Below are 4,146 nucleotides of genomic sequence, written 5' to 3'. Positions count from 1 at the left end.
AAAGCTCTCGGCGGGATCAATAGCAAGCTCTACGCCTTTGGCTCGCCCGATGGGGTGCGCTGGCAGAAGCTCAGCCCGACACCCGTCCTCACCGACGGCACCTTCGACTCGCTCAACACGGCGTTCTTCGACGAAGCTCTGGGTAAGTACCGGCTCTACTCGCGCTACTTCACTCAGGGCGAGTACAACGGCTACCGTGCGATTCAGAGCTGCCTCTCCGACGACTTTCTGCGCTGGAGCAAGCCGGAGCCGAACCGCTATGCACCGGGGACGCCCACCGAGCACTTCTACACCAACGCCGTCCGCCCCTGCCCCGGTGCGCCCCATGTGCTACTCTCCTTCCCCAAACGCTTCGTCCCCGAGCGCACCAAGCTCGCGGGCTACAAAGAGCCGGGTGTCTCCGATGCTGTTTTGATGAGCAGTCGCGATGGCCTCAGCTGGAGCCGCCCGTTTCTGGAGGCATGGTTGCGCCCCGGCCCCGACCCGCACAACTGGACCCAGCGCAGCAACATGCCCGCCACCGGGATTGTCGAGACCGGCGAGGGGGAGCTCTCCCTCTACGCCAGCGAGCACTACGACTGGCCCGACCACCGCCTCCGCCGTCTCACCATGCGCCGCCACGGGTTTGCATCGGTGCACGCCGATGCCAGCGGCGGGGATCTCACCACACGCCCGCTCACATTCACCGGTTCGCGCCTTATCCTGAACTACGCGACATCGGCGGTGGGCAGCATCCAAGTCGAAGTACAAGACCCCAGCGGCAAGCCTCTCACCCAGAGCAAGCCACTCTTTGGCGACGAGCTAGAGGGCGCACTGGACCTGAGTCTCACCCCATGGATCGGCAAACCCGTCAAGCTCCGCTTCGTCCTCAAAGACGCCGACTTCTACGCCTTTCGGACACGCTAATCCATGACTACCACACAGACGGCCACCAGCTACGATAAGATTGCCCAGCACTGGGCGGAGGAGTCGTTTAACCACGAGAACGGAATCGCGCAGCACGAGCGGGCGCTGCGCTTTGCACCACCAACGGGGCGGGCGATAGATGTGGGCTGTGGCAGTAGTGGGCGGATTCTGACGCTCCTGCAGAAATACGGCTACGACGCCGAGGGGCTGGATTTCTCGACCGAGATGCTCGCCTTGGCGCGGAAAAAGCACCCCGACATGATCTTCCACCACGCCGATATCTGCACCTGGGAGTTTCCTCGCGCCTACGAGTTTATCTCTGCTTGGGACAGCATCTGGCACGTCCCGCTGGAGCATCATGCGTCGGTACTCGAAAAACTCTGCGACGCACTCGCGCCCGGTGGCGTGCTGATTTTTACGAGCGGTGGTGTGGACGTACCCGGTGAAGTCACCAATCCCTGCCACGGCCAGCCGCTCTACCACGCCGCGCTGGGAATCCCCGAGCTGCTGCGTCTCGTGGATCGGTTTGGTTGTGTCTGCCGCCACCTGGAGTACGACCAGCACCCCGAGTCACATCTCTATCTCATCGTCCAGAAGCCGCATTTTTCCAGGTAATGAACGACCTGCCTTGAAGTGCGCGGTTCTTCGAACCTATCGAATGGTTCGTTATGTCCGCAGGACGGTGCAGCTCTGAGACGGGGCGTTCACGCCTCGGAACGAAATCCGGACGGAGTGCTTCTGCATTCTGTGCTAAAATGCCGCCACAGATGACAAGGCAAACAACACCCGCTTGGGCGGCGCATCAGGCGCTGGCGCAGAGTTCTTTCTTTCGGGGGCTGGCTTGGAGGCCCGTGGGGCCGGTGAAGATCGGGGCGCGGGTGGAGGCGATTGCGATTCCGCCGGGCAACACGGGAACGATCTACGTGGGGGTGGGCTCGGGCAATCTCTGGAAGACGGTGAACAACGGCCTGACTTGGCGGCCTATCTTTGAGCACGAGAGCGCCTTTGCCATCGGGGATGTGGCGGTCTCGCAGAGCCACCCCAATACTGTCTGGGTGGGTACTGGGGAGGCGCAGCCACGGTACGCGGGGTACGCCTATCCGGGCACGGGGGTCTTTAAATCGGTTGATGGGGGCGCATCGTGGAGGCATCTCGGGCTGGAGGCGACGCATCACATTGCGAAGGTCTTGTTGCACCCGACCAACCCGAGGATCGCCTATGTCGCGGCCATGGGCAAGCAGTGGACACCAAGCCCAGAGCGTGGGGTCTACCGGACGCTGGATGGCGGGGCGCACTGGGAGAAAGTACTCTTTGTGGACGAGGTCACGGGCGTCGTGGACCTGGCGCTCGACCCGAAAGACCCTAGGACGCTCTATGCCTGGGCGTGGCAGATCGAGGCAGGGCAGCGCGGCGGGCTCTTTAAGTCGCAAGATGGTGGCAAGAGCTGGCGACGGCTAACCAAGGGGCTCCCAACGGGGCTTCTAGGGCGTGCTAGCATCACCGTTGCACCAAAAAACCCGAAAATCCTCTATCTCTATCTCGACAACCGCGCCCCCAGCTCGCAGAAAGACAGGGCGTTTGTGGGCGGTGAGGTCTACCGCTCCGACGATGCGGGCGAGAGCTGGCGCAAGGTAAACACCGACGATCTCTACGACGTTTTCGGGGCGTTTGGCTGGAAGTTCACGGATATCTGTGTCGATCCGCGCGACACGAACCATCTCTATATCCTGGGCAACCATGCTTTCCAATCCCACGACGGCGGCGCGACCTTCCAGCGCCTCGGGGATCGGATCTTGCGGGTGCAGGAGACGCCGGGCCGGGCGCTGCACTTGGATCACCATGAGCTGGTCATTGACCCCGCCAACCCGGAGCGCCTGCTTCTGGGCAACGACGGCGGGCTGTTTCTCTCCTACGACGCGGGCGAGAGCTGGCTACACCTCAACAATATCCCGGTGACGCAGATGTACTTCGTGGCCACCGATAACCAGACGCCCTACCGGATCTTTGCCGGAACCCAGGACAACGCTGCGCTGGTCGGGCCGAGCGATGCCACACTCGATGACGCGATCCCCGACCCGTGGCGCAGTGTCTATCTGGATCGCTGGACAGGTGGCGATAGCTTTGTCACTCTCCCCGATCCCACCGACGAGCGCTTTGTCTACTACGAGCACCAGAACGGCGCTTTGATGCGCATGGACACCACGGGCAGCTCGATTCTGAGCGGCGGGCCATCGTCGGAGAGCCTCAGACCGCGCCTGCCGGGTCTGCGTTTTAGCTGGTACACGCCGTTTTTTATCTCGCCGCATAACCCACGGACGCTCTATCTAGGAGGCAATCAGGTGCTGAAAACCACGGACCGGGGCGCGACCTGGAAGGCCATTAGCCCGGAGCTGGGCGATCCGCCAGGCAAGGATCGGGACGCAGTGACCACGGGGGCTCTCACGATGCTGACGGAGTCGCCGCTGGAGCCGGGGATGCTGGTCGGCGGAACGGAGGGTGGGCGGGTCTGGCTGAGCACGGATGACGGTGCACACTGGGAACGCATTGATTCGGGCCTGCCGCGCAAGTGGGTGAGCCGGGTGACGCTCTCGCACCAAGACGCCGCGACGATCTATGTCAGCTTCACCGGCTTTCGGGAGAACGACACGCGGCCCTATGTCTTTGTCTCCACGGATACCGGACGTACCTGGCGCTCGATTGCTAACAACCTGCCACACGAGTGCGTGAATGTCATTAAAGAAGACCCCACTGATCCCAAGCTGCTCTATGTCGGCACCGATCTGGGAGTCTATCTCTCCCGCGATGCCGGGCAGAGCTGGGAGTCGCTGTGTGCGACGCTACCTTCCACACCCGTGCAGGATCTCACGGTGCAGTCGCGCGACAGTGAGCTGGTGATCGGTACCTTCGGACGTGGCGCCTGGATTCTCGACCTCGCCCCCATCCGCAAACCCACCACCGAGCCGCTCTTTCTCTACCCGATCCGCAAGATCACCCTCGACCCCTTCCCTTGGGACAGCGTCCCCGGCGACCGACGTGGCCGCCCCATCGCCCGCTTCTCGCTCGTGAGCGACACCGTAGGAGCCGCCATGGTCACCATCACCAATGCCTCGGGAAGCGTGGTGCGCCAGTGGCAAGGCAACCTGCTACGTGGAGCCAACACCCTCACCTGGGACCTGCAAAACGAGCGCAAGACCGACGTGCCTGTGGGAGTCTACCAAATCGAGGCAAAGCTCGGCACAC

At 62.7% G+C, this 4,146-nt stretch carries 1 protein-coding gene and 2 pseudogenes; all 3 read left to right on the top strand.

Features of this window, described 5'->3' with window-relative positions:
- Positions 1 to 906 (top strand): annotated as a pseudogene (locus RMO15_RS08235) (hypothetical protein); the annotation flags it as partial.
- Positions 907 to 909: 3 nt separating this feature from the next.
- Complete coding sequence (locus RMO15_RS08230; protein WP_309710403.1) at positions 910 to 1,521, top strand: class I SAM-dependent methyltransferase; 612 nt, start codon at positions 910 to 912, stop codon at positions 1,519 to 1,521.
- Between the two features lie 152 nt (positions 1,522 to 1,673).
- Positions 1,674 to 4,146, top strand: a pseudogene (locus RMO15_RS08225) (hypothetical protein); the annotation flags it as partial.

The sequence above is a fragment of the Armatimonas sp. genome, assembly GCF_031410135.1.
Taxonomy (GTDB): domain Bacteria; phylum Armatimonadota; class Armatimonadia; order Armatimonadales; family Armatimonadaceae; genus Armatimonas.
This window is presented reverse-complemented; position numbering and strand designations above follow the sequence as displayed.

Bases quoted from the DNA above. Each gene is read 5' to 3' on its own strand.
- RMO15_RS08230 (WP_309710403.1), top strand. From the start codon at position 910: ATGACTACCACACAGACGGCCACCAGCTACGATAAGATTGCCCAGCAC.